General features: G+C 62.4%; 15 protein-coding genes. 5 read left to right on the top strand and 10 right to left on the bottom strand.

Features of this window, described 5'->3' with window-relative positions; translation table 11 throughout:
• Positions 1–23 precede the first annotated feature (23 nt).
• Positions 24–1,979, bottom strand: a complete 1,956-nt coding sequence (locus CK221_RS29880) for a helix-turn-helix domain-containing protein (protein WP_143749070.1) — start codon at positions 1,977–1,979, stop codon at positions 24–26.
• A 135-nt stretch (positions 1,980–2,114) separates the two neighbouring features.
• Between CK221_RS29880 and CK221_RS19555 the strand changes: the two genes are divergently transcribed.
• Positions 2,115–4,112, top strand: a complete 1,998-nt coding sequence (locus tag CK221_RS19555) for an FAD-dependent oxidoreductase (RefSeq protein ID WP_095778981.1) — start codon at positions 2,115–2,117, stop codon at positions 4,110–4,112.
• A gap of 114 nt (positions 4,113–4,226) precedes the next feature.
• Positions 4,227–5,879: an ABC transporter substrate-binding protein gene (locus CK221_RS19550; protein ID WP_095778904.1), complete on the top strand. Its 1,653-nt coding sequence runs from the start codon at positions 4,227–4,229 to the stop codon at positions 5,877–5,879.
• Positions 5,880–6,004: 125 nt separating this feature from the next.
• On the opposite strand, the gene CK221_RS19545 is transcribed toward CK221_RS19550, so the two are convergent.
• Positions 6,005–6,691, bottom strand: coding sequence for a GntR family transcriptional regulator (locus CK221_RS19545; RefSeq protein ID WP_095778903.1), 687 nt, complete (start codon positions 6,689–6,691; stop codon positions 6,005–6,007).
• 201 nt (positions 6,692–6,892) lie between these two features.
• Here CK221_RS19545 and CK221_RS19540 point away from each other — a divergent pair, with 201 nt between their 5' ends.
• Positions 6,893–7,873: a GlxA family transcriptional regulator gene (locus CK221_RS19540; protein WP_095778902.1), complete on the top strand. Its 981-nt coding sequence runs from the start codon at positions 6,893–6,895 to the stop codon at positions 7,871–7,873.
• A gap of 36 nt (positions 7,874–7,909) precedes the next feature.
• On the opposite strand, the gene CK221_RS19535 is transcribed toward CK221_RS19540, so the two are convergent.
• The 7 genes from CK221_RS19535 to CK221_RS19505 all read right to left on the bottom strand — a co-directional run bounded on the left by CK221_RS19535 (position 7,910) and on the right by CK221_RS19505 (position 14,533).
• Complete coding sequence (locus tag CK221_RS19535; protein WP_095778901.1) at positions 7,910–9,064, bottom strand: ABC transporter ATP-binding protein; 1,155 nt, start codon at positions 9,062–9,064, stop codon at positions 7,910–7,912.
• On the bottom strand, positions 9,057–10,199 hold the full coding sequence (locus CK221_RS19530; RefSeq protein WP_095778900.1) for an extracellular solute-binding protein: 1,143 nt from the start codon (positions 10,197–10,199) through the stop codon (positions 9,057–9,059). The genes CK221_RS19535 and CK221_RS19530 overlap by 8 nt, the downstream gene beginning before the upstream one ends.
• Positions 10,196–11,038: an ABC transporter permease gene (locus CK221_RS19525; RefSeq protein WP_095778899.1), complete on the bottom strand. Its 843-nt coding sequence runs from the start codon at positions 11,036–11,038 to the stop codon at positions 10,196–10,198. The genes CK221_RS19530 and CK221_RS19525 overlap by 4 nt, the downstream gene beginning before the upstream one ends.
• Positions 11,039–11,051: 13 nt before the next feature.
• Positions 11,052–11,930, bottom strand: a complete 879-nt coding sequence (locus tag CK221_RS19520) for an ABC transporter permease (RefSeq protein WP_095778898.1) — start codon at positions 11,928–11,930, stop codon at positions 11,052–11,054.
• A gap of 266 nt (positions 11,931–12,196) precedes the next feature.
• A complete protein-coding gene (locus tag CK221_RS19515) occupies positions 12,197–12,628 on the bottom strand; it encodes a hypothetical protein (protein WP_095778897.1) in 432 nt (143 codons plus the stop codon).
• 216 nt (positions 12,629–12,844) lie between these two features.
• A complete protein-coding gene (locus CK221_RS19510; protein WP_095778896.1) occupies positions 12,845–13,567 on the bottom strand; it encodes a haloacid dehalogenase type II in 723 nt (240 codons plus the stop codon).
• Between the two features lie 30 nt (positions 13,568–13,597).
• The gene (locus tag CK221_RS19505; protein WP_095778895.1) at positions 13,598–14,533 is read right to left on the bottom strand and encodes a DMT family transporter; all 936 of its coding nucleotides are present in this window, start codon (positions 14,531–14,533) and stop codon (positions 13,598–13,600) included.
• 212 nt (positions 14,534–14,745) lie between these two features.
• Between CK221_RS19505 and CK221_RS19500 the strand changes: the two genes are divergently transcribed.
• Both CK221_RS19500 and CK221_RS19495 read left to right on the top strand, forming a co-directional pair.
• Positions 14,746–15,636 carry a LysR family transcriptional regulator gene (locus tag CK221_RS19500; protein ID WP_095778894.1) on the top strand — a complete coding sequence of 297 codons (891 nt, stop codon included), beginning with the start codon at positions 14,746–14,748 and terminating at the stop codon, positions 15,634–15,636.
• 96 nt (positions 15,637–15,732) lie between these two features.
• Positions 15,733–16,263 carry a dihydrofolate reductase family protein gene (locus tag CK221_RS19495; protein ID WP_095778893.1) on the top strand — a complete coding sequence of 177 codons (531 nt, stop codon included), beginning with the start codon at positions 15,733–15,735 and terminating at the stop codon, positions 16,261–16,263.
• A gap of 45 nt (positions 16,264–16,308) precedes the next feature.
• On the opposite strand, the gene CK221_RS19490 is transcribed toward CK221_RS19495, so the two are convergent.
• Positions 16,309–17,628: an HlyD family type I secretion periplasmic adaptor subunit gene (locus CK221_RS19490; protein ID WP_095778892.1), complete on the bottom strand. Its 1,320-nt coding sequence runs from the start codon at positions 17,626–17,628 to the stop codon at positions 16,309–16,311.
• Positions 17,629–17,630 lie beyond the last annotated feature (2 nt).

Raw genomic sequence — 17,630 nt, 5'->3', positions numbered from 1 at the left:
GCCTGATATAAATTGCATCTATGTCAAAGCTTCGCAGCCTCGTTCCGTCGACCCATTCCCTGTTCGTGTTTGAGGCAGCGGCCAGAAACCTGAGCTTCAAGCGGGCCGCCAGCGAGCTCAACGTGACCCAACCGAGCGTTTCCCACGCGATCAAGATGCTCGAGAGACATTGCGGCGTCGCTTTGTTTTCGCGAGACAATCGCGGTGTGCACCTCACCGAGGCGGGGCGTCAGCTTCACGAGGAGGTTCGTACGAGTTTCCGGCGGATGGAGCAAAGTCTCGAGGCCATTTCCGACCGCGGCACCAGATACATCACATTCGCCGCCTCGACGTCGCTCGCAGCTCACTGGCTGGCGCCGCAGCTCTATCATTTTCAGGGCGATCATCCGGATATCAGGATCAGGGTCGTCGCCACCGACAGGGACATCGAACCCGATCAGGACATAGACGTGACCGTCTGGGTCCGGCCTCGAGACTTTCAGGACCCCAACAGCTGGTTCGTCTGCGACGAAGTGATCTTCCCGGTCTGCTCGCCAAGCTACCTTTCGGCTCATGCCGAGCTGCGCACGGTCGACGATCTCGGCCGTCACCGGTTGCTCCATTCGTCCGACGCCTACCGCAAGCGCATGGGCTGGCCCGAATGGGTGGAATTGGCGGGAGGCGATGGCGCCAGGATCAAACCCGACATCGTCTTCAACGACTATCAGCCAACGCTGCAGGCGGCGCTTGCCGGCGAGGGGATCGCGCTGGGTTGGTCGCTGACGGCCCAGTATCTTCTCAGCAACAAGCTTCTCGTGCGCCCGCTGCGGTCGGAAACAAGAACCGACAGGGCCTTCTTCCTGCTGACGAATGATCGTACGGGCCAAGGCCGAAAATCGCGCGAGCTTGTGGACTGGTTCATGGCTCAATCGAAAGAGCTTCGCTCGTAGCGCGATTGGCTCTCCGGCGGCGGCCTTCATTCGCTCCCGGAGCCGCATCCAAAGTTTTCCAATGCGTCTGAACTGCTCCGGCGTCATCGAAAAGTGCTTTTTGAAGGTGCTGCAGAAATGCGCGGTGTCGCTGAAGCCGGTTTCATAAGCGATCTCGGTCACGCTGCGCCGCCGGCTGGCAAGCAGTTCACGCGCTGCGATTAGACGAATCCGGCGCCAGAATGCGGCGGGCGCGGTTCGGAGGTCTGCCAGGAAGGCTCGATTCAAGCGCGCTTTGGAGGTGTTCAGAGAACGCGCGAGCTCCTCAATCGAGCATGGCGTATCGATACGGGTCTCCATCACTTTCACGGCCTCCACGGTCAGCCGCGACGCTGCCCCAAGAGCCTCCTCATACGGTTTCGTCCTGAGGACAATCCGCGGCTCTTCGGGTTTGAACAGAAGGTAGTTAAGGGCCTTCTGAGCCCTGCCGGCATTGCTATAATGCGCAATAAGGAAAGCTGCGACCTCGATAGCCACGATGCTTCCCGGACAGGTTACGATGTTGCCGTCGATGACATAATTTTGGCTGGTGACCGGGCTGACATCCTGAAACCTGGCGGCGAACTCGCCCAAGGTGTCGAAATGCAGAGCGCATTCACGATGCCTGAGAAGTCCAGCCTGAGCCAGGACAAAACTGCCAGTGCACAAGCCGATGATGGGAATGCCACGTTTGTCCGCGGCCTGCAGATAGTCAAACGTCGCCGCCTGGATATTCTCCATGTCCCGCACCAGTCCGCCGCAAACGGCTATGCAGTCATAGGCGCTCGGATTTTCCAGGTTTCCTGTCGCAACCATCTCGAGACCGCAGCTGGCATGCACCGGTAGCGGCCCTGCCGAGATGAAATCCCACGCGAAATAGACCTGCCGGCTCTGATCCTGCTTGTCGGCGGCCAAACGCAGGGCATCCACAAAGCTCGCCATCGGCGTCAGGGTGAAGCTTGGGCAAAGGATGATGCCGATCTTGAGGTAGGGGAGCCCCACGCGCTCGGGGGTTTTCAGCGCAGGTGTCAATTTAGCCTACTCCACGACGTCTGGCGTGCCGGTCCATTTTTTATGAAAAATGCACCGAAATCACAATTCTGGAATTTCGCGAACCGCTAATGTTCGGTCGGTTCCAATCCGATGGGCGTTCGCGGCGAAACTGAAATGACGCTAAAGCCGGCTTTCCCGAAAATCCTCGAGCCGCTCCAACTGCGCCACAAGACGCTGCGCAACCGGATCAATTTCGGGGCTCACACGGCCAACATGGCCGAGGACGGTCTGCCTGGAGCGCGGCACCTGGGCTACTACCTGGAGCGGGCCAGGGGAGGCGCGGCCATGATCGTGGTCGAGCCGATGCCGGTCCATCGCACGGCTCGGTTGACGCGCGGCAATTTCCGTCACGACGATGATGCGGTGATCCCCGGTTTCAGGGCGATCACCGATGCATGCAAGGCCGAAGGCGCGGTGATGGTTCACCAGCTTTATCATGTCGGCCAGCATGGGGATTACGACAATTCCTACTCGGCGAACTGGTCGCCATCCGGCCTGCCGTCCTACCACGATGGAGACGGCAGCCACCGGATGCGGGAAGCCGAGATCGAGGAGATCATCGAGAGCTTCGTTCGCGCCGCTGTCCGAGCGAAGAAATGCGGTTTCGATGGCGTGGAATTGTTCGGCCCCTACAATTCGCTCATCGAGCAGTTCTGGCTTCCCTGGTCGAACCGGCGCGACGACCGCTGGGGTGGCTCGTTCGAAAACAGGATGCGATTCTCGACCGAGATCACCTCGCGCATTCGTGCGGCCGTCGGTGAAGAGTTCATTATCGGCCTCGCGTCGAGCATCGACACCTCTGTCGACGTGGGGATGAACACGGAACTGCTCCAGGAGATTGCCGCGTATCACGATACGCGGACGCTGATCGATTACATCAGTTGCGGCACGGGAAGCTATTTCGACCACTCCTCGGTAATGCCGACCTTCCTGTTTGCCGACAAGCTTGGCGCTCCCAACGCCGAGGCGCTGAAACAAGTTTGCAAACACACCCGCGTCCAGGCGGAAAGCCATATCCGGACACCGGAGAATGCCAACGAGGTTATCTCGTCGCGGCAGGCTGACATGATCAGCATCGTTCGCGGACAGGTCGCCGATCCCTATTGGGTCAGGAAGGTGGAGAGCGGCAGGGACGCCGACATTCGCGGCTGCATCTCGTGCAATCAGATGTGCTGGGGAAGGCGGTCGAGAGACTATTGGATCTCGTGCCTCGTCAATCCTTCGGCCGGCCGCGAATTCGAGTGGGGCGGCGATCGCTTCGGCCCGGCCGAGACGCCGAAGCGTGTGCTCGTCGTGGGAGGCGGCCCGGCCGGTCTTGAAGCGGCTCGCGTCGCCGCCGAGCGCGGTCACAGCGTGACGCTCGCGGAGGCCGGCCCACAACTCGGCGGGCAGTTCAGGCTTGCGGGCTTGCAGCCTCGCCGATCTCAGATCCTAGAGCTGATCGACTGGTACGAACGACAGTTGACCGGACTGGGCGTGACCGTCTTGTTCAATGCCCCGCTCGATGCTGGGGAGATTGCCAGCCGCGACTTCGAGGAAATCGTCATTGCGACGGGCTCGCAGCCAGCGGGAACCGGTTTCCAGCGTGGACTGCCTGGGCAGGACCGCCTTCCGGGTGTGGACTTGCTCAATGTCTGGTCCGTCGAGGACGTGATGACCCGGACGGCACGGCTGGGCGACCATGTGCTCCTCATCGATGACACCGGTGACTGGCGGGGTCTCGGCACCGCTCTCGAAATCGCCACGTCTGGCCATCGCGTCACGGTCGTCACCTCCTGGCCGGTGCTCGGACGTTACCTGCAGCGGACGGAAAGCGACGGCGTGGCGCGGGCCAAGCTCAAGAGCGCCGGCGGCGAATGGATAACCGACTCGGTGGTCAAGGAATGGCATGGCGACCGTGCGACGGTCAGGTGCCACCTCGATGGCGCTGAGACCGTCATCAACGCCGACACACTGATCCTTGCGACCACCAACGTCTCGGACACCTGGGTGCTGGATGATCTCGAAGACCTGGCACCGGCGCTGAAGCCGAAAGTCATCGGCGACGCCTTGGCGCCGCGGCTCGCAGTGGCTGCAATCTACGAGGGGAGGGTGCTTGGCCAATCCATCTAGGCCGCAGCCAACGGCCGGACAACGCCAGCAGTCGCCCCTTCTTCGGCCAGCGGCGCATCGCATTGGCTGGGGCAATACGTGAGAGACAAAAATCGTCAACAGGGAGCATTCGAAATGAAGTTCTTCAAAAGCGGAGGAACCCGCGTACCAAAAGCGATAACGCGCATGGCCAAGGACGCTCGTGAGGGCCGCATGGACCGGCGCGAATTCCTCGCGATTGCGAGCGCGTTCGGCGCATCGACCGCGGCCGCTTACGGCATGGTCGGCTTGGCCGCGCCGACGCCGGCGCTCGCCGAGGAAGGCAAGAAGGGCGGAACGCTTCGCGTCGCCATGGTGGTGAAGCAGCAGAAGGATCCGCGGACCTATGATTGGGTCGAGATGGCCAATATCAGCCGCACCTGGCTGGAGCCGCTGGTCAGGTATACCCGCGAATTCACTTTCGAGCCGGTTCTCCTGGAGAGCTGGGAGGTCAACGGCGACGCCACCGAATACCTGCTCCATGTCCGCAAAGGCGTAACCTGGAACAACGGCGACGCGTTCAACGCCGACGATGTCGTCTACAACTTCAGCCGCTGGTGCGACAAGAACGCGCCCGGCAATTCCATGGCGGCACGCGTCAACAGCCTGGTCGACCCGAAGACCGGCAAGGTGCGCGAAGGCGCCGTTACCAAGGTTGATGACTACACCGTCAAGCTCACGCCGAGCGACCCGGACATCGCCATCATCGCCAATATCACCGACTATCCGGGCCTGATCGTGCACCGGAATTTTGACGCCGACGGCGCCAATCCGGTCACAAAGCCGATCGGGACCGGTGCGTTCGAGCTCGTCTCCTACGACGTCGGCCAAAAGGCCGTCGTCAAGCGGCGCGAGAGCGGTAAGTGGTGGGGTGGCGAGGCGCTGCTGGATGGGATCGAGTTCATCGACTACGGAACCGATCCAGCCGCGATGGTAAGCGCCTTCGAGTCCGGCGAGGTCGATCTCAACAATGAGACCGGAGCGGACTACGTCGAGATCCTGGACAAGGTTGGACTTCACCAGACCGAGATCCAGACCGCGACCACGCTGGTTGCCCGTACCAATGTCACGCACAAGCCCTATGACGACCAGCGAGTGCGCAACGCTCTCCAGATGGCCGTCGACAACAACGTCGTGCTTCAACTCGGCTATGCGGGGCGCGGCACGGTGGGCGAGAATCATTTTGTCAGCCCTATTCACCCCGAGTACTACCCCTTGGCCAAGAAAGCCCGCGACCCGGCAGGAGCGAAGAAACTCATGGCGGAGGCGGGCCAGGCGGATTTCGAGCACGAACTGATCACCGTCGACGATGACTGGAACAAGAGCACGGGGGATGCGATCGCGGCTCAGCTTCGCGACGCGGGCATCAAGGTCAAGCGCACGGTGATGCCCGGCTCGACGTTCTGGAACGACTGGACGAAGTATCCTTACTCTCTGACCGTTTGGTACATGCGCCCCCTTGGCGTCCAGGTTCTGGCGCTGGCGTTTCGCACCGGCGAGGCCTGGAACGAGACGGGCTACTCCAATCCGGAGTTCGACAAGAAGCTCAAGGAGGCTCTGTCGGTGAGCGCCCCCGAAAAGCGGCGTGAGGTGATGAAGGATATCGAGACCATCATTCAGGACTCGGGGATCATCATCCAACCTTATTGGCAGAAGCTCTACAATCACATGAGCATGAAGGTGAAGAACTACTCCATTCACCCAACCTTCCAGATGGATCTGCAAAAGGTCTGGCTGGAACAGGCCTGACGGATCGGTGCCCCGAGGTGGCGGCCGCGGAATCTGCCTCTTAAGCGGGAGATTTCGCTGCCGGCACCGGGCCCGGCAGCAGGCGTTCTTCCTTTTTCGGCCGCAATCGCTTTCCTGAGCGGCCGTCAGTTATCGCCGACCAGGGCGTCCGCCTTCATTCCCTGGGGCGCGATGAACATTTCCATGTTCTCGCGCGACAGTTCCCAGTGCTCGAATACGAGGTCGACGACGGCGTCCTCCTCATGCGCGCCGATGGCTAAGATGAAGCCGTCATGGTGTTCGACCGCCGTCTGCAGCCGCTTGCGCATGTCGTCATTGCGTGGGCGGAAGAAGGTATGGCCGATGCGGGCGTGGTCGATCAGCAGCCTGCCGAGGCTGGGTTGAAGATAGGCGTTGGCGGACATCTCACCGATGATCTCGTGAAACCTGTTGTTCTCGACCACCATGGAAAGCGCGTCGCCTGACTTGCTGGCGGCACGAAAACGCTCCTGCGTGTCCTTCAGGTCTACCATTTGCGAAGGCTTGAAATTCTGCACGGCCAGCCGGCCGATGGCGGCGTAGACCATGGGGGCGACCAGGAAGAATTGCCGAAGGGTCGAATGGTTCATCGGAACGACCCTGGCGCCCCGGTTCGCGCGGATTTCGATATAACCTTCGCCCTCCAGCCGGCGGAAGATTTCCCTGACCGGGGTCCGCGACAGGCCATAGCGCTCGCTCAGCGCCACCTCGTCCAGATCCTCGTCAGGATCGAGCTCCATTGTCAGGATGCGACGCTTCAGATCGTCATAGAGACTGCCCTTGCTTCCCTTCATGGCGCACCTTCGGAATCATCTCTGCCAATCGACATACCTGGCACGGTTGGAAGAGTCGCATGCACTTGCAAGTGAGTCAACGGATTGTATTTTCTTGGTACACAATATATGACCAGATGGATCGGTGACCCAAATGACAGCCCGGACGGCGATCTTGTCTGAATGAGCCTCGGATAACGCAAGGGAGAGGTCCGCAAAAGCATGGCCAAGAAGTTTGCGTTTCTCCTGGTGCGCGATTTCACTTTGTCGCCGCTGTCGCTTTTCATCGACACGCTGCGTTTGGCCGGCGACGAGGGCGACCGCAGCCGCAGGGTGGAGTTCGACTGGCAGATCGTCGGCGAGCGCGGCCTGCCGATCCGGGCGAGCTGCGGCGTCGAATTGCTGCCGACCAAGGCGATCGGCAATCCGGAGGATTTCGACAACGTCGTCGTGGTTGGAGGTCTGCTCGACACCAACCGCAATCTCAGCGCTGAAAAGGAGGCCTTCCTTCTGCGGGCCGCCGAGAAGGGCGTGCCGATAACCGCGCTGTGCACGGGAAGCTTCGTGCTGGCGCGCTACGGCTTGCTGGACGGCTACAGCGCCGCGGTCAGCTGGTTCCACATCAAGGATTTTCGCGCCGAATTCCCCGATGTGAATGCGCATGGCGACAGCCTCTATTCGGTCGACCGCGGCCGCGCGACATGTGCCGGCGGCACCGGCGCGGCAGACCTCGCCGGTTATTTCGTGTCGCAATTCATCGGTCAGAAGGCGGCGGAAAAGGCCGCCAAGATCCTTGTGCTCGATCGCATCCGCAACATCCGGGACGTGCAGCCCGTCGGCGACCTGTTTCCCGAAGCGTCGAGCCGTGCGGTGAAACGGGCCTTGCTGCTGATGGAAAGCAGCCTGCAGGAAAAGATATCGGTCACCGAGATCGCAAGCCGGTTGAATTGCTCCCGGCGCCAGCTCGAGCGTCTTTTCGCGACCGAGCTGGGCACGAGCCCGATGGCCGCGTATCTGGCGCTCAGGGTTCATTACGCCAAGTCGCTGCTGGAAGGCAGCGACCTGCAGATAGGCGACATCGCCTACAGATGCGGCTTCGAAAATGCCGGGCACTTCAGCCGGGTATTCCGCCAGCACACCGGCATCACGCCGACCAATCTCAGGCATCCCGGCCGCTTGCCTGCTCAAGCCGCTAAGCAGTGAATTCCTGAAGGCCGATGCGAACAGGGGCTTGGTAGGCTACGAAATTCGCTGCCCGTTCTCGTCCAGCAAAACACAGCCGCTCGGATCGAACCCGACCTCGATGATCTCGCCCTCCCGGACGATGCGGCCGTTGATCGGCGCGTTGGCGCGGATGCTCGTCTTGCCGCCGAAGTCGATCTCGTAAATGGCGCTGCCGCCGAGATAGGAGGTCGAGACGACCCGGCCGGAGAGCCGGTTGCCGCCTGCTGCAGGACCGACCGACAGTTTCTGCGACCGCACCACCACGGTGACCTTGCTGCCCGGCGCCAGCGGCCGCGGCGACGTTACATGGACGGTCTGGCCGGCGGCAAGCGTCACCGCTATCTGCCCGTCGGATCTGCTGACAGTGCCGGCAAGCATGTTGGCCTTGCCGAGGAAATCGGCGACGAAGGCGGTGGCGGGCCGCTCATAGACTTCCTCCGGCGTGCCGATCTGCTCGACCGAGCCGGCGTTCATCACCACGATGCGGTCCGACATGGAGAGCGCTTCTTCCTGGTCGTGGGTGACGAAGATGGCGGTGATGCCGGTTGCCTTCTGGATCTTCTTGATCTCGACGCGCATCTCCTCGCGCATGTTGGCGTCGAGCGCCGACAGCGGCTCGTCGAGCAGCAGCACCTGCGGTTCGAAGACGATGGCCCGCGCCAGCGCGATGCGCTGCTGCTGCCCGCCCGACAATTGCGAGGGCAGCTTCTTCTCGCTGCCCGGCAGCCGCACCATGTCGAGCGCCTGGCCGACCCTGCGCGCGATCTCGGGCTTCGGCACGTTGCGATACTTCAGGCCGAAGGCGACATTGTCGAACACGCTCTTGTGCGGGAACAGCGCGTAGCTCTGGAATACCAGGCCGATGTTGCGCTTGTAGATCGGCACGTCGTCGACCCGTCGCCCGTCGATCATGATCTGGCCGCCAGAAATATCGACCAGCCCGGCGATGGAGCGCAGGATCGTCGTCTTGCCGCAGCCCGACGGCCCGAGCAGCGTGACGAAGCTGCCCTTGCGGATCGACAGCGAGAAGTCGCGAACCGCGACGAACTTGCCATAGGCGATGTCGATGTCGCGGAACTCGACCGCCGGCTGCTCCGCACCCATGTTGGGAGCGGGTGCCCCGGCCGAGACCGGCCGGGGGCTGAGTGACGCTTCGCTTCTGTCAGGCACCTTTCGCGATCCTGTCCCACTGCTTGGTCCAGGCGTCCTCGTTGGTCGCCCAGTAGACCGGATCGGCGAAGGTCAGCGCCTTCATCGAGCCGGTCCTGTCGAAAGCCGGCAGCTTCTCGATCTTCTCGGTTAGCTTCACCTTGGTCGGGTCGAGCGACGGCGGGTAGCTCTGGCCCTCGGCCACCGCGATCGAGGTGGCCGGATCGAGCATGAAGTTGATCAGCTCTTCGCATTCGGTCATCGGCGAGCCTTTCAGGATCAGCATGTCCTCCATCCAGGCATAGGAGCCAGCAGGATCGAGATAGCCGATCGGATGGCCCTGATCCTGCAGGGCGGCGACGCGGCCCGACCAGGCGTCGGTCACCACGATCTCGCCCTTGGACAACAGGTCCATCAGTTCCGCGCCGGAGCTCCAGAATTTTTTGGCGAGGTCGCGCGTCTCGCGCACCTTGGCCCAGATCGTGTCCATGTCCTTGATGTTGTTGGGATCCTGTCCGGTGGCCAAAGCCGCGTACCAGACGCGCGTGGTCATGTCGGCATAGCCGCCGACCTTGCCGGCGTATTTCTTGTCGAGCAGCAGGCCGGCACCCTTTTCCTTCGCCTCCTCGGGCGAGATCACCTTGGTGTTGTAGGCGATGCCGGTGGTGCCGTAGTCGTAGGGCACCGCCGAGAGCTTTGGCGTCAGCTTGCGGAACGGCTCGATCATCGGCTGCAGCACATTCGCCATGTTGGGAATGTTGGCCTCGTTGATCTCCGAGTTCATGCCGGCATTGACGTATTTGATGTAGTAGTTGACGCCGGACGAATGCACGATCTGGAAGTCGCCTGGCTTCGCCGTTTTGATCTTGGTGATGATCTCGTTCTCGTCGCCGAACGTGCCCTGGACCACCTTGATCTTGGTCTTGGCCGTGTAGGGCTGGAAGGCGTATTTGTCGATCGCCTCCTGCACGGTTCCGCCCCAGCCGTCGAAGCGCACCTGCTCGACCGCGGCGAGCGCGCGGCTCATCCACGGCATGGAGAGGCCCGCCGAGGCCGCGGCGGCGGCGGTCAGGCTCAGAAAGGTGCGGCGGCTCAAATCGCCGTTCACGTAGCGGTCATGCAGCCGTTCCAGCCGCTTGGTGGTGGATAATTTCATTTTACTTCCTCCTTTGGTTCGCCTCGTCTTCTCAATTTTGTCAGGCTTTGCATGAGAACGCCGCCGATCAGCGGGGTGCCGACGGTCACCAGGATCATGACCGTGCCCAGCGCATTGATCTCCGGGCTGATCGAAATCTTCAGCATCGAAAGGATTTGGGTAGGCATGGTCTCGACGCCCGCCGGCCGCCAAAACAGGCTTGCCGAGGTGTTGTCGAACGAGATGGTGAAGGCGAGCAGCGCGCCCGCCACCACCGCCGGGATGAGCAGCGGCAGCGTGATCTCGCGGAAGGACGAGAAGCGCGAGGCGCCGAGCGAAAGCGCGGCCTCCTCATAGACGCGCCGGATGCCCACCATGCGTGCCTGGGTGATCAGCACCACATAGGGCACGGCGAGCAGAATATGGCCGAGCACCAGGAGGAGCATCGTCCGCGGCTGGTCGACCGCCTTGATCAGCACCAGGAGGCCGACGCCCAGAATGGTTTCGGGCACCAGCGCCGGCAAGATCACCAGCGTGCTCAGCGTCTGCTTGCCGGGGAACTCGAAACGCACCAGCGCGAACGAGGTGACGACGCCGATCGCCGTGGTGGCGGCCGCGGTGACCAGGGCGATCCACAGCGACGTTCGGAACGCGGCCAGCACCGCCTCATTGGCCATCAGCTTGCCGTACCATTGCAGCGAAAAGCCGGTCATCGGGAAGCCGCCGAACATCGAGGCGTTGAACGACAGGATGACGGTCGCCGCAATCGGCGCGAACATGAAGATGTAGACGCAGAGCGTGACGAAGCCAGTCAGCCGCCAGGCCCATCTGCCTTCCTCTTTCCGGCGTGCCGGCTTCATCCGCCCAATTCCCTCATCCTCCAAGGCCTTTGACGATCTGCGACATGCCCATGTAGCGGGTGTAGATGGCGGCGAAGAAACCGAGCACTACGAACAGCACGATCGAAAGCGTGGCGCCCATCGGCCAGTTCAGCTCGCTCATGATGGTGTCGTAGATCAGATTGCCGAACAGCGCGTCGCGGCCCGAGCCCAGAAGCTGCGGCGTCACATAGCTGCCGGCGGCGAGCACGAAGCAGAGCAGCAGGCCGGCCGCGAGGCCGGGCAGCGAAAGCGGCAGCGTCACCTCGCGAAACGCCTGCGCGCTGGTGCAGCCCATCGAGCGGGCTGCCGCAATCAGCGTGCGGTCGATGCTTTCCAGGCTGACATAGACGTTGAGGATCATGTAGGGCAGCAGGAAATGCAGCAGCCCCATGATCACCGCGCCCTCGGTGTAGAGCATCGGCAGCGGCTCGCTGACAATGCCCAACTTTATGAGCGCCACGTTGATGACGCCCTGTTCGCCGAGAATGTTGATCCAGGAAAAGGTGCGAATGGTGAAGCTGATCCAGAACGGCACGATGAGCAGGAGAAGCAGCAGCCACTTGTGCCTGAAGCTCGTCGCCCAGATGAAATAGGCCGGAAAATAGCCGAGCACGCCGCAGAGCAGGGCGGTGATGGCGCCGACCCGCAGCGTCTTCAACAGGAAGCCGTGATAGTAGCTGTCGGTGAGGAATTCGTGCCAGTTCGCGGTTGTCAGCGCGCTGGTTTCCACGCCGGCGGTGACGAAGGTGAAGAAGGTGCAGACCGACATCACGGCGATCGGCAGCACCAGGAAGAAGATCAAGAGCAGCAGCACCGGCGCGATCAGCATCCAGGCCAGCCGTGGATCATACAAGGTCCATCGATTTTTCATGCGCACCCGAAGGTCCGCGCTTTCTTTGAAGCGCTTCTTGTTCCCGCGGGTCAGATTGGGTGATTGGGAGCGCGATGTCTACAGGCGGCGATTGAGCCAGAGACCCCCGACTGTTGGCGATCGCGTCGTGCCGTGCCTCCACGCAAACAGTCCAGGCAAGCAAGGGAAAGGGCCCACATCGGGCCCTTCCCATTCTACCGGACACTCGGTGCGGCTGGATCAGGTAGCGCCAATTGGCGGAGGGAAATGTCCGCTTTGACCGCCCCTTATTTCAGCCCAATGGTCATGCCGCTGAGATCGGCATTGATCTGCAGGCCTACCTGCCGGCCTGTGAGCTGGAGTTCGGCGCCCTTGTCGTTGGTCATCACGATCACCTGAGCGCCTCTGCCGAGCGCGCCGCCGCCGCCCGCTGCGCCGTACACTCCCGCCACGTCGCGGGCGCGGCGAATGTGGCGCACTGTGCCTTTGAAATAGGTCTTGGAAGCCCCGAAGGCGAGGCCGCCCGAGATGCCGCCGATCGAGATGGGATAGTTGCGACCACGGAAGGTCAGCGTGCCTTCGCCGCCGGCGCCGCCGATGAAGAAGGCCGCCTTATAGATGGAGAAGCGGATCGTGCCGCTGTCGGCGTGAGCTGCGCTGGCAAAGCTCACGCCGACAGCGGCGATGACCGCAATCGCGGCTGAACGAATTGTGGACATGGTGAGACTCCTCGAAAGCGCCGATTGCCCAACCGGCAGGGCACGTCAGCGTTGTATCAAACGATAGCTGAACAGTCTCGCAGGTCTTTTGGTTCCAAGGCTCGCGGATTGAATCGGGTTGCGGGAGGATGCCACGCAAGCAGGCGGCGTGGCGTCGTCCGGCTATCTCCGTCATCCGCCTCGGCCCGGTCGGTGCCTCCTCCACGCGCTGCGGCCTCAGGCGCCCAATTCTTGCCTGTGCGCCTTGACGAGGTCGGCCATGCTGTCGAAGCGGAAATCCACATTTGGCATATCGCCGGGGTGCATCGTGGCGCCGAAGCCCTGGTCGGCATGACGGCGATAGATCCAGCACGATGCCAGGCCGACGCGATTGGCGGGAGCGTGATCATGGAACATGCTTTCGGCCGTGTGCAGGACTTGGCTTTTCTCCACCCCGATCGTCGCCAGCTTTTCGAGCATATAGTCGAAGTTGCGGGCGGAGGGCTTGTAGGAGCCGATGTCCTCTGCCGTGTATATCGCGTCGAAGTCGACGCCGAGCTTCTTGTTGCTGAACGAAAAGCTCTTGTTGTCGACGTTGGAAAGGATGATCAGCTTGTAGTGCTGCTTGAGATACCGCAAGGCTTCCGCCGAGTCGGCGAAGGCCGGCCAATCCTTCACGCTTTCGCCATAGGCCGTGCATTCCTCCGCGGTGGCGACGACGCCCCATTCCTCGGCAAGCCGCTTGTAGACGATCGGCAGAAGGTCGCGGTAGCGTCTTGCCGGAGTCCAGTTCTGCTGGCTGGATTCGTGCCGGGCATGCGCCTCGAGGATGTCGTCGCGGCTCAAACGGCGGCCGGCGCGCTCTGTCAGCGGCTTCAGGCCCTCGATCATGCCGGATTCCCAGTCGATGAGCGTGCCGTAGCAGTCGAAGGTCAGGGCCTTGAAATCGGTCAGCTTCATGGAATTGCACTCCTTGTTGGTGTCGCGTGATTATCCGGCAGGCTGCTCGCATGAGCTCAGACGCGCCTTGTCCTTCGATGCAGCGCTCCTCGATGAGGTCAGCCAGACACCGAACAGGGTCACCGCCAGGCCGAGGAACATCGCTCTCGATAGCGGTTCGCCGAAGATCAGCCACGCCCAGAGCATCGTCACCGGCGGGCTGAGATAGACCACGCTGCTGACCTGTGCGGCGGTGTAGTGGCGCAGGCTCATATAGTAGACGCCGTAGCAGAAGAAGGTCGAGAACAGCACCAGCCACGCCATGCCGAACTGGAAACGCCCGTCGAGCGGCGGTGTCAGGCCGCCGTTCCATTCCGCGCAGGCGGCAAAGAGGATCGCCGCCGTCAGGCATTGAATGCACAAGCTCTGATGGATGGGCATATCGATCGTCCTGATCCGCTTCTGCACCACGGTCGCCAGGGCGAACACCAGCATGGAAGCGACGGTGAGGACATAGGCCCAGACCGGTGCTTTGCCGAGACTGAGGCTGTCCAGGGAGACGATAAGGACGCCGCTCGCGCCCAGGGCCGTTCCGATCCATTGCCTTGCGCTCAGCCGGTGGCCGAGAATGGGCTGCGACAGCGCCGCGATGGCGAGAGGCACAAGATCGGAGATCAGCGCGACGAGGCCGGTCGGAACGCGCTGGCCGATGGCAAGGGCGAACCCGCCCAGATAGAGGAACATCGTCGCCACGCCGAACGCCATTTGCTGCGCCAAGGCGCGCCCGCTGATGCGCCGCCCGATCAGGAGAGCAAATGGCAGAAGGATAAGTCCGGACAAAAAAGTCCGCCAGAACAGGACCAGCATGACGTCGGCGTTCTCGCTGGCGTAGCGGATGCCGACGAAGCCTGAGCTCCAGCTTAGGACCAGGGCTGCCGCCACGCTCGGCCATAGCAGAGGATGAGGCTTGTTCTGCAGAAGCGTCATGGGCTGTCTTTATTCGAGCGGTGCGCCATGCTCCTGAAGCGGATCACCAGCGCTGTCTGGCGCAGACTTATGGCTGCACACTCGCTGCCTTGCACATGACAAATTTCGATACACTCATGAAACAGTCACGAACAATGACATAAGAATTTGCCCGAAAACCCGCTCTGTGCCAAAGGTTTGGCGCGGTGCTTTCATTGCGAGCGAGGATTGTCATGGCCGGAATTATGAGCCGTCGCCTGGATGTCGATGCCCTGCGGGCGCTGGTCGCGATCGAGAAACACGGCGGTGTCACCCGTGCGGCCGAAGTTCTTGGCTTGTCGCAATCGGCCGTCAGCCACAAGATGAGGCGTCTGGAAGCGAACCTCGACTGCGAAATCCTCAGCCGGAAGCCAAACGCGCCGCTGTTCACCACGGCCGGGCACGATCTCCTGGGTTATGCGCGGCGCATCCTGGGTATTCATGACGAGGCGGTACTGAGCCTCTCGAAAAGCACGCTGCAAGGCAAGATCGCGCTGGGAATGACCGAGGATACGACCTGCACGGATCTCTCACGCATTCTTGGCCGGTTCCGTAGGCTTCATCCCGAGGTGAGCGTCCGTACGCAAGTGCGCATGAGCCTCGTCTTGCGGGAGCAGCTCAGCCAGGGGGTCCTTGACGCCGCGATCGTCCAGCTGTTCCAGCACGAGGTTCGCCCCGCCGACATCGTCCTCTACCGCGAGACGCTGCACTGGGTGAAGTCGCCGGATCTGGTCCTGTCGAAGGAAAAGCCGGTCCCGTTCCTGTCCTTCGACGAGAACTGCTTCTATCGGCGTTGGGGCCTCGATCTTGGGCAGGACGAGGGAACGGTGTTCGAGACCGTGTTCGAATGCTCCAGCGCAGCCGGTATCATCGCCGGCGTGACCTCCGGGCTCGGCGTCGCGATCTTGAGCCAGCGGCACCTGCAACCCGGCATGGAGATCGTCGACAAACACTTCCTCAAACCGCCGGACCTGGCCTATGTGATCAGGCGCGCGCGCAACTCCCGAAATCCCGCGCTGGAGACTTTGGTCAGGGAGATCGAAGCCGAAGTCAAACGCTACGGGGCGCTTCAGATCGCCGTTTGAAACCGTCGTGCTGGCCAGGAGCGCGACAAGGCCGTCACAGATCACGCAGCGGCGCGATTCACTGGTATCCTGAAAGAAGGCTGGGATCGAATTAGCATGGCGAAACTCGTCTTCGGAATGAATCAGTCACTGGACGGCTATGTCGACCACGAGGCATTTGCGCCCGATCCCGCGCTGTTTCGTCACTGGATAGAGCAAGTGCGCGGCCTGGCGGGCAGTGTGTACGGCCGTCGCATGTACGAGGTCATGCGCTACTGGGACGAGGACCGTTCCGAGTGGACCCCTGAGCTCCGCGAATTCGCGACGGCGTGGCGGAGCCAGCCGAAGTGGATCGTGTCGAGCACGTTGCTGTCGGTTGGCCCCAACGCCACGCTTGTCGAAGGCGGCCTGGCGGAGGTGATACGTGACCTGAAGGCTCGGCTCGCTGGAGAGATCGCCGTTTCCGGACCAGACCTGGCGCGAAGCCTGACCGACCTCGGGCTTATCGATGAGTATCGTCTCTACATCCATCCCGTCCTGCTTGGTCACGGAAAGCCATTCTTCGCCGGCCCCCGGCCGCGGCTCCGGCTCGTGGCCAGTGATTTGATCGGGGAGGAAGCGATCAAGTTGACTTATGTTCCCGCGTAGGCACGCAACTCCCCGACGGACGGGCGCGTCGGGCGGAGCGCCCGCTCACCTCTCCGCAAACGCGCGGGCGAACGAATCCACCATCGGCCGCGCCAGATACTCGAAGAAGGTCCGGTCGCCGGTGTTGATGAAGGCTTCGACCGGCGTTCCCGGATAGAGTTGCTCCGGCTTGACGCCGGGCGGGAGCGCGTCGGCGATCTTCAGCTTGGCGCGGAAATAGGGTTCGTGGGTAGCCTGGTCGATCAGCCGGTCGGCCGAGATCTGCGTCACGGTCGCCGATACCTCTGGCGTCAGCCGCGTGTTGAGCGCCGACAGCCTGAGCTTCGCCGGCTGGCCGACGCGCACCTGATCGACGTCTTTCGGCCGCAGCTTGGCATCGACGTTGAGGCCCGATGCGGTGGGCAGGATCTCCATGATCTTTTCGCCGGGCGCGATCACGCTGCCTTTCGAATTATAGGTGGAGGACACCACGATGCCCGCCGCCGGCGCCTTGATCGTCGTGCGCTGAAGCACCGCTTCGGCTGCCCTGATCTGCTCCTCGATGTCGGCGAGGTTGGTGCGCACCTCGTCGAGCTTGGTCAGCGCTTCCTCCACGCGCTGCGTGGTCAGCCGCTCGACCTGCACCTGCGCCTCGACGATCTGGCTGTTGGCCCCGGCAAGATTGGCCTCCAGCGCGCCGGCCTGGCCGACCAGATCGGCTTCCGAGCGCAGCAACTGCGAATATTCGGTGCGGTTGGTGAGGCCCTTGTCGAGCAGGCCTGTCTTGATGCCGAGCTCCTTCTTCACGACATCGGCCTGCTGCTGGATGGCGAGCTTCTGGGCGTTCAAGCCCACGACCGACTCGCGATGCATGGCGACCCGCTGCGCCATGATCGATTGCTCCGACCGGAACCGGGCGAGCCTGGCGTCGAACTCCTTCTGCTGCTCGCGGATGAGGTTTTGGAAATCCTGCTGGAACGGCGCCGGCGCTGCCTCGGTGATCGGCGCGAGCCTGTCCAGCCCGTCGCGCTCCGCCTCCAGCCGCGCCATGCTCGCCTGGAGCGCGATCGACTGCCTGGTCAGACGGTTGAGCTCGGCTTGCGCCGCCGTCCGGTCGAGCAGGATGAGGTCCTGGCCCTGCTGCACCCGGTCGCCCTCGCGGACCAGCAACTGCTGGATGATGCCGCCCTCGGGCTGCTGGATGAGGATGTTGCCGCCCGTCGCCGAGATCGTGCCCTGCGTGATCACCGCGCCGGACAGCGGCGCGCTTACCGCCCAATAGCCGAAGCCGCCCGCAAAGATCGCGATTGCCGCATACCCTATGAAGGCCACGCGTCGGAAGTCGGTGCGCGGCTGTCCATCCCAGGCAAGGCTCTCGATGGTCATCG

The sequence above is a fragment of the Mesorhizobium sp. WSM3868 genome, from assembly GCF_002294785.1.
Taxonomy (GTDB): Bacteria; Pseudomonadota; Alphaproteobacteria; order Rhizobiales; family Rhizobiaceae; genus Mesorhizobium.
Note: the sequence above shows the minus strand (reverse complement) of the source record. Positions and strands in the feature narration are given on the sequence as shown.

Excerpts from the sequence above, each read along its gene's own strand:
- CK221_RS19500 (WP_095778894.1), top strand. The coding sequence starts at position 14,746 with ATGGCCGGAATTATGAGCCGTCGCCTGGATGTCGATGCCCTGCGGGCG.
- CK221_RS19490 (WP_095778892.1), bottom strand. The coding sequence starts at position 17,628 with ATGACCATCGAGAGCCTTGCCTGGGATGGACAGCCGCGCACCGACTTC.
- CK221_RS19550 (WP_095778904.1), top strand. The coding sequence starts at position 4,227 with ATGAAGTTCTTCAAAAGCGGAGGAACCCGCGTACCAAAAGCGATAACG.
- CK221_RS19540 (WP_095778902.1), top strand. The coding sequence starts at position 6,893 with ATGGCCAAGAAGTTTGCGTTTCTCCTGGTGCGCGATTTCACTTTGTCG.
- CK221_RS19505 (WP_095778895.1), bottom strand. The coding sequence starts at position 14,533 with ATGACGCTTCTGCAGAACAAGCCTCATCCTCTGCTATGGCCGAGCGTG.
- CK221_RS19545 (WP_095778903.1), bottom strand. The coding sequence starts at position 6,691 with ATGAAGGGAAGCAAGGGCAGTCTCTATGACGATCTGAAGCGTCGCATC.
- CK221_RS19530 (WP_095778900.1), bottom strand. The coding sequence starts at position 10,199 with ATGAAATTATCCACCACCAAGCGGCTGGAACGGCTGCATGACCGCTAC.
- CK221_RS19555 (WP_095778981.1), top strand. The coding sequence starts at position 2,115 with ATGACGCTAAAGCCGGCTTTCCCGAAAATCCTCGAGCCGCTCCAACTG.
- CK221_RS19515 (WP_095778897.1), bottom strand. The coding sequence starts at position 12,628 with ATGTCCACAATTCGTTCAGCCGCGATTGCGGTCATCGCCGCTGTCGGC.
- CK221_RS19520 (WP_095778898.1), bottom strand. The coding sequence starts at position 11,930 with ATGAAAAATCGATGGACCTTGTATGATCCACGGCTGGCCTGGATGCTG.
- CK221_RS19510 (WP_095778896.1), bottom strand. The coding sequence starts at position 13,567 with ATGAAGCTGACCGATTTCAAGGCCCTGACCTTCGACTGCTACGGCACG.
- CK221_RS19495 (WP_095778893.1), top strand. The coding sequence starts at position 15,733 with ATGGCGAAACTCGTCTTCGGAATGAATCAGTCACTGGACGGCTATGTC.
- CK221_RS19525 (WP_095778899.1), bottom strand. The coding sequence starts at position 11,038 with ATGAAGCCGGCACGCCGGAAAGAGGAAGGCAGATGGGCCTGGCGGCTG.